This is a genomic window from Christensenella sp. KGMB01412 (assembly GCF_055522415.1).
The window spans coordinates 64,490-72,275 of record NZ_JBVFVW010000010.1; the positions used below are offsets into that span (position 1 = coordinate 64,490).

Annotated in this window: 7 protein-coding genes; all 7 read left to right on the forward strand. The window is 49.7% G+C overall.

Annotated features, from left to right (window positions below):
- The first annotated feature begins 357 nt into the window (after window positions 1–357).
- The 7 genes from ACS5WU_RS12520 to ACS5WU_RS12550 all read left to right on the forward strand — a co-directional run bounded on the left by ACS5WU_RS12520 (window position 358) and on the right by ACS5WU_RS12550 (window position 7,770).
- Window positions 358–1,326, forward strand: coding sequence for an ABC transporter permease (locus ACS5WU_RS12520; protein ID WP_302761140.1), 969 nt, complete (start codon window positions 358–360; stop codon window positions 1,324–1,326).
- Window positions 1,323–2,264, forward strand: a complete 942-nt coding sequence (locus ACS5WU_RS12525) for an ABC transporter permease (protein ID WP_302761142.1) — start codon at window positions 1,323–1,325, stop codon at window positions 2,262–2,264. The genes ACS5WU_RS12520 and ACS5WU_RS12525 overlap by 4 nt, the downstream gene beginning before the upstream one ends.
- Before the next feature lie 55 nt (window positions 2,265–2,319).
- Window positions 2,320–3,342 carry a sugar ABC transporter substrate-binding protein gene (locus tag ACS5WU_RS12530; protein ID WP_302761144.1) on the forward strand — a complete coding sequence of 341 codons (1,023 nt, stop codon included), beginning with the start codon at window positions 2,320–2,322 and terminating at the stop codon, window positions 3,340–3,342.
- A gap of 119 nt (window positions 3,343–3,461) precedes the next feature.
- On the forward strand, window positions 3,462–4,985 hold the full coding sequence (locus ACS5WU_RS12535) for a sugar ABC transporter ATP-binding protein (RefSeq protein ID WP_131925034.1): 1,524 nt from the start codon (window positions 3,462–3,464) through the stop codon (window positions 4,983–4,985).
- Window positions 4,986–4,999: 14 nt separating this feature from the next.
- Window positions 5,000–5,821 (forward strand): sugar phosphate isomerase/epimerase family protein, encoded by an 822-nt coding sequence (locus ACS5WU_RS12540; protein ID WP_302762201.1) that lies wholly within the window; start codon window positions 5,000–5,002, stop codon window positions 5,819–5,821.
- A gap of 22 nt (window positions 5,822–5,843) precedes the next feature.
- Window positions 5,844–6,884 (forward strand): LacI family DNA-binding transcriptional regulator, encoded by a 1,041-nt coding sequence (locus tag ACS5WU_RS12545; RefSeq protein WP_046444448.1) that lies wholly within the window; start codon window positions 5,844–5,846, stop codon window positions 6,882–6,884.
- Between the two features lie 91 nt (window positions 6,885–6,975).
- Window positions 6,976–7,770: an SDR family NAD(P)-dependent oxidoreductase gene (locus ACS5WU_RS12550; RefSeq protein WP_465089187.1), complete on the forward strand. Its 795-nt coding sequence runs from the start codon at window positions 6,976–6,978 to the stop codon at window positions 7,768–7,770.
- The last annotated feature ends 16 nt before the right edge of the window (window positions 7,771–7,786 follow it).

A 7,786-nucleotide genomic window follows, 5' to 3' on the forward strand; every position in this document is an offset into this window, starting at 1 on the left:
AATTCGATTTAACAACGGTTAAAAAAATAAACAGAGTAATAAACTTCAACAATTCATATAGTTTTTATCATAAAAGCGTGGAAACTAAGCATGATTTAGAGTTAATTATGCTTTTCATTAAGTTGGATTTAATATAACACAGCAGTAATACAATGTCAATAGATAATTTTAACGATTTAATAAAATTATTTTGGGATATATTGGAAAATATAGATAATAAGAAACACAATAATCATTTTAAGTAGAAATATCTGCTAAATCTATTTAGCGGATATTTTGCCTTTTGGGGGAAATCCGGCACCATTCCGGGATAAATTTCGTTAAATTTCAGCAACCGTGGTAAAGGAGTAGTGGGGAATGGATTTGCAAAACAGCAACAAAGCATGGACGGTTGTGAAAAAGCAGGGAATCATATTTGCACTGATTATTATTGTGCTGATATTTTCCTTTGCGGCAAAAGAATTTTTTACAGCCGACAACATCATTTTGATCCTGCGGCAGATTTCGATTGTGGGGATCATGGCGTGCGGAATGACCTATGTAATCATCGGGGGAGGAAATTTTGATTTATCGGTCGGCTCGCTTCTTTCGCTGACCTGCGTTCTGGCCATCAGCCTGCACGATACGTTTGGCCCGGTTCCCGCGATGCTGATTGCCGTTGCGGCAGGGCTCGCGAGTGGAATTGTGTCCGGATGGCTGGTAGGGTATTTAAGGCTCAATTCCATGATTGTTACGCTTGGTATGATGGGTATCCTGCAGGCGGTTGTATTGATTTATTCCGGAGGGAAGTACAGCTCGCTCAGCAACCCGGACGCTACATGGTTTTCCATGCTGGGAAAAGGCAGCCTTGGGGGAATCCCCGTGCCAATTATCATCTATGCGGGCTGCATCATTATTTTTGAAATAGTCCTGAAAAAGACGGTCTTTGGCAGGCAGCTTATGGCTGTGGGCGGGAACAGCACCGCCTGCCGCTTTACGGGGATCAATGACAAAAAGATTGTTATGATGACTTTCGTGTTATCCGGGCTGATGACTGCGGTTGCAGGAGTAATTTTGGGCGCAAGGGTTGGAGCAGCACAAAGTACGATTGGCGAGGGTTATGAATTTGACGTAATCACAGGCGTAATCCTTGGGGGGACGAGTCTTTTGGGCGGCAGCGGCAGCGTTGCGAAAACCTTTATCGGAGTGCTGATCATGGGCGTTTTGAAAAATGGATTTGTTATGATCGGATTTCCATATTACACACAGTGGATCGCCCAGTGGGTAATTATCATTCTGGTGGTATGGATTGATATCGCAACCAAAAGAAAGAAGGTGCTGGTATGAGTATGGCGTCGGTAAAGCAGTTTGCAAAAAGAAATACAATCCTGCCGATCATTGCGGTTTTTATCATTGCTTTCTCTATTTTTGTAAACGGATTCTTTAACGGGAACAATTTTGTCAATATTATCGAACAGAATTCTGCGGAAGGCATCATGGTGATAGGGATGACATTCCTGATTATCAACGGCTATTTTGACCTTTCGGTTGGAACGCTTATGGGGCTTTGCGCTTCGCTCGCGGTTGGACTGCAGCCGCTTGGCGTACTGCCGGCTGTGCTGATCGCTCTGCTGGTTGGTTTTGCGGTCGGCATGATCAACGGGCTTTTGGTGGCAAAGGTGGGCATTAACGCCTTTGTCGTAACGCTTGCCTCCATGCTCGGCGTAAGAGGCTTCCTGTACCTTTATACCCAGGAGCAGGCGATTGTGGGGATCAGCGACGCGTTTGGCGATTTTGGCTCCGGGAATTTTCTTGGAATTCCCAACCTGATTATTGTTTTCGCAGTACTTCTGGTAATCGCCCAGCTTGTGCTGCGGTATACAAAACATGGGAGGAACACCTATGCAACCGGCGGAAATGAAAACTCTGCTTCAAATGCGGGCATCAATACGCAAAAGACGACGATTATCAATTTTGTAATCTGCTCGCTTTGCGCTGCTGCGGCAGGCATTCTGTATGCGTCTAAAATGAACGCCGCAACGCCTACGCTCGGATGGCCGGACACCAACGTTATGGTTATCGCGGCGGTTGTACTGGGCGGAACGAAGCTGGTCGGCGGATATGGAAACATGTGGTTTTCGCTTGGCGGGGTGATGACGATCGGAATCATTGAAAACGCCATGAACCTGCTCAATGTCCAGTCTTACTACAATACGCTGATTACTGGTGTAATCCTGATCGCGGTGCTGTATCTGGATAAGATACTAAAGCCCAATACTGCTTAATTTTGCTTTGCCGGTATAAAACCGGTAAGGAATAAAAAATAAAAGGAGGGAGAACATGAAAAATTTGAAAAGGCTCGCTTTGGTGATTGCAATCGTTATGCTGATGGGGGTATTTGCAGCCTGCGCAGAAAGCCCCGAGGCGCAGGGCAGTACGGCTGCAAATACGGCGGAGGCAAGCGCTACGGTGCAGGAGGGCGAAAGCAGTGCGGGATCGTACAAAATCGGAAGCACTGCAAACAACGTCGGAACAGATGCGTACCAGACGCAGCACGACAAAACTTTGCGGGAATACGCAGCGGAAAAAGGCGTTGACCTTGTGCAGCTTGACGCAACAGGCGACGTAACCAAGCAGATCAACCAGGTGGACGACCTGATCCAGCAGGGCTGCGACGTAATTATTATTTGGCCGGTAAATGGCAAGGCGCTCGTGCCTGCAGCCAAAAAGGCGAGCGAGGCGGGCATTCCGGTAGTCATTGCCAATTCCAACATTGACGAATCCGGCTACGACTACATCAAGTGTTTCGTCGGGCCGGATAATGTGAAGGAAGGCGAGCTTGCCGGTGAAATGATGATGGAGGCGTTCCCGGACGGGGCAAAAATTGTAGAAATTACAGGACTGCCCGGATACACCACCGCCACGGAACGTTCGGAAGGATTCAGGAGTAAAATCGAGGGCAGCAATATTGAGATTGCGGATTCACAGCCGGGAGACTGGAACAGGGAAAAGGCACAGCAGCAGATGGAAAATTTCCTGCTGAAGTTCAGCGATATCGACGCGGTGTATTGCGCGGACGACAATATGGCGATTGGTGCGATCAACGCGATTAAAGAAGCGGGCAGAATGGATCAGATCAAAGTAATCAGCTGTTGTTTCTTCGGAGACGACGAAGCGAAGGGGTATCTTGAAAGCGGAGAAATTGCAGGCTCAGTCCTGCAGTCGCCTATGACCGATGCAAAAACAACGCTGGACGTTGCTTTGCAGGTAGCGGCAGGGGAGGAAGTCGAGTTTTTCAGCTATATCGACACGCCAAAGGTAACGCCGGAAACGATCGGAACGATCGATCTCCCGGCATGGTAAGAAACTGAAACAGGGCAAAAGCCGCCGGACGCGTTCCGGCGGCGCTGCCTGAATGAATTGGCATATAAACGGCAAGAGCCGGATGATAATAGATCGATAAGAAACCGGAGGAAATGGATATGAGCGAGAATACAGGAAATGGTTATGTGCTCGAAATGAACGACATCAGCAAAACGTTTCCGGGCGTTAAGGCATTGAGCCACGCCCGCCTGAACTTAAAATATGGCGAAGTACTGGCGCTCTGCGGGGAAAACGGAGCGGGGAAGTCAACGCTTATGAAGGTGCTTTCCGGCGTGCACCAGGCAGATGCGGATTCCGGAGAAATATTATATCAGGGTAAGCCGGTTCGTTACAGGAACCCAATGGAGGCAAAAGAGGACGGAATAATCCTGATATTCCAGGAGCTGTCGCTTGTGATGGACCTTTCCGTGGCAGAAAATATTTATCTGGGAAGCCTGCCGATGAAGCATGGCGTTGTAGACTGGAAAAAACTCAATACGGATGCGAAAACCGTACTGGAAAAGCTTGGATGCGAGGTGGATCCGAAAGCACCCGTAGCGGCACTGCCGATTGCCCAGCAACAGCTCGTAGAGATCGCGCGCGGAATTGCACTTGGGGCAAAAGTACTGATTCTTGACGAACCAACCTCATCGCTTACGGAAAAAGAAAAGGATTCGTTGTTCGAGAATATCAACAGCCTGAAAGCGCAGGGTGTTGGAATCGTCTATATTACCCACAAAATGGACGAGGTATTTGAAATCAGCGACCGGGTGCTTGTATTCCGGGACGGACAGCCTACGGGCGAGTTTAATACGAAAGATATTACGCTCGAGGATATCGTGCAAAGCATGATCGGGCGTACGCTTGACGATTATTTTCATAAAAGCCACGCTGTGCCGGGCGATGAAGTGATCCGTGTGGAAAAGCTTTGCCTGAAAGGCGTATATCAGGACATCTCCTTTCATGTTCGCAAAGGTGAAATCGTTGGATTATACGGACTTGTGGGAGCGGGCCGTACAGAAATTGTAGAAACGATTTTTGGCATACGCAGGCCGGATTCAGGCGAGATTTACCTCAATGGAAAACAGGTGAAGATCAGGAACAGTGTCGACGCGGTACAAAAGCACCGCATTGGTTTTGTACCGGAGAACCGCAAGGAAGAAGGACTCGTCCTCGATATGACATGCAGGGAAAACATCAGTATGGCAAAGCTTCCGTGGATTCGCAGGCACGGCTTTATCGATAACCAGAAAACGAAGGAAATTTACAATGAGTATCAACAAAAAATGAGCATAAGCTCCCCAAGCCCGGAGCAAAAGGTGGTCAACCTCTCCGGCGGCAACCAGCAAAAAATCGTAATCGCCAAATGGATGAGCATTTCACCGCAGCTGTTGATTCTCGATGAACCAACAAGGGGTATCGACGTCGGATCGAAGGCAGAGATACACAAGCTGATTGCGGAGCTGGCGGAGTCGGGGATCGCCGTGATTGTCATTTCGTCGGAGATGCCCGAGGTTATGGGCATCAGCAACCGGTTGATCGCGATCACACAAGGAGAGATCACTGCGGAATTCACGGGTGACGAGATTACAGAGGAAAACCTGATCAAGGCGATCACAATTACAGGCACAAAAGCGGTATGACGGAGGAAAAGGACATGAAACGATTTCAATTCGGGTTATGCGAATGGGCGCTTGAAGCCCGCGGGGCGGCGCTGTGCAAAATCGTATCCGAAGCAGGCCTTGAAGCGATCCAGCTTGGGATTGGAAAAGAGGCCTTGCGCGGGCAGGGCCTGCTTTGCAGGGAGCTTCAGGACGAATATATGGAAGCCGCGGAAAAATACGGACTGACGTTTACGTCGATTTCCATGACGGTGCTGGACCATATCAGTATGTGCGATCAAAATGATCCGGCTTCGCGCGAAAAAGCGATGGAACTCATTTTTGAAGGGATACGTATTGCCAAGCGCATGGGTATGCCCATGCTGATGTGCCCGTCCTTCAACAAAAGCGAGATCAGCGGAAAAAGCGCCTTTGAGATGACGGTGGAAAATTACAGAAAAATTTGCCGGGAGGCCGCGGCGCAGGGCCTTATGGTGACCACCGAAAACAATATGGGCGCGGAGGATATGCTTTCGCTGGTCAGGCTGGTGAACGCGGACAATTTCGGGATCTATTTCGACTCGCAGAACCATTACCTGAAATACAAGCTGTCCACGCCGGATTTATTTGAGATGCTCAAGGACGAGGTCTATGAAATCCATGTGAAGGACGGCAGGGGGAACGATCTGAGCGGAGCGCTTCTCGGAACGGGCGACACGGAGTTTTTCAAAACTGCGGAGAAAATTGTGAAGAGCAGCTATCGTGGATTTATTGTGATCGAAAATTATTATACGCAGCCACCCTTATCAACAAAAGGAAATTCACCCAAGCGGCTTCTTGCACAGGACGTAGAAACGCTGAAAAAAGCATTTGTATAAAAGCAGAAAGACTGGAAGCTTTATGGATAAAAACGTGGATGGCAAAAAAAGAATTACGATCAAAGACGTGGCGATGAAGGCAGGGGTAACGTCCGCCGTGGTGTCGCGCGTGTTCAATAAAGATAAAACGCTTAACATCAGGGAGGAAACGCGGCGCGCGGTAGACCAGGCCATTTTGGAATTGAATTACGCCCCAAACTCGGTTGCGAGAAGCCTGCGTATGCACTCCAGTAATATGATAGGCGTTGTGATCGCTGATGTTATGAATCCGTTTTTTACAGAGATCGTCAAAGGTATTCAGCTGGCAGCGCGTGAGGCGGGGTACGGAATCGTCCTGTGCGATACGGGAGATAATCCGGAGGAAGAAAAAGAGTATATACGAATCCTGCAATCACAGTTTGTGGAAGGTATTATCCTTGGATCAAGCTACGTTGAGGACGATGTGGTCAGGGTATTTGAAAAAAGCGATATCAAATATGTCATGGTGAACCGCGCCTCGGCGAACGCCAGCGCGCCTTATGTTCGCACGAACGATATAGGCGGAATGATGGATATGGTAGAGCATCTGGTGCAGATGGGGCACACAAAGATCGCCCACCTTTCCGGGCCGCTCTTTGTGGATACGGCAATCAGGAGGCTGGAAGGCTACCGCAAGGGACTGAAAAAAGCAGGAATCGAATACAATTCCGGATATGTGCTTGAAACAAAATATGACGAGGAGTCGGGCTACCGTGCATGCAAGGAGCTGCTGAAGCTGGAGGAAAGGCCCACGGCAATCTGTGCGGGCAACGATATGGTGGCGATCGGCGCGATGAGGGCAATTAAAAGCGAGGGGCTCTCAATCCCGGAGGATATTTCGGTGGCGGGATATAACGATATTTGGGTGGCGCCGCTGCTTGCACCCTCCCTTACGACCATGAATACGCCATTGCTTGAAATGGGAGGGATTACGTTCAGGATGTTGCGGGATTTGATTAAGGGAGAACTGGACGTACAAAAGAAAATAACCCTTGAGCCGGAGCTGGTCGTGCGGGAATCCACAGGCCCCGTCCGGGAAAAATGACAGGAATATAACAATGACAGGGAACTAAAAAATACGGCAGCGGCATGCTGCCAAAAATCAAAAATAAAGAAAGTAAAAAGGAGGCAAAAAGATGAGTGAATTCAGGAGCGTGGAAGGCAAGGTAGCAATCGTAACAGGAGCGGCGCGGGGAATGGGCCGGGGCTGCGCGGAGGCAATGGCAGCGGAAGGCGTACATGTGGTAATCGCAGACCTGCTGCCGGAGGTACACGAGACATGGAAGGAAATCAAGGAGCAGTTTCCGGGAAACGAGGGGTACGGCGTGCAGCTTGACGTGTCGGATGAAGAAGCGGTAAAGGAAATGGTGGAAGGCGTAGTAAAGAAATTTGGCAGGCTGGATATCATCTACAACAACGCGGGGATGCACGCGGGAGCGGCGCATGTAGCGGATACGGACATGAAGGACGTTGACCGTGTGCTGGCTGTGAACTTCAAGGGGATATTCCACGGGTGCAAATATGCGGCGCGGCAGATGAGGAAACAGGGCTATGGGACGATCGTGAACACGGGCTCGTTCTTTGGAAAGGTGGGGCACGCGGGGAGCGCGACCTACGGAGCGTCAAAAGGAGCGGTGCACACGATGACGCAGGCGCTGGCGCTTGAAATGGCGCCGTACCATGTGAATGTGAACGCACTGTGCCCGGGGCTTGCCGCGACGGAAATGCACTGGGGGTTCATGCGCGAGGAAGCGCAGGAACGTGGAATGACGTTCGACGAGCTGAAGGAAGAGGAGCTTGACACGATCCCGCTGCACCGTTATGGATACGGGAAGGATTATGCAGGGGCAATTATGTGGCTGGCGTCGGAATCGGGCTCGTATGTGACGGGGCAGCTGATTAACATCAACGGCGGGATCGACTTTACCTGATCCGGCGCAGAAAAGG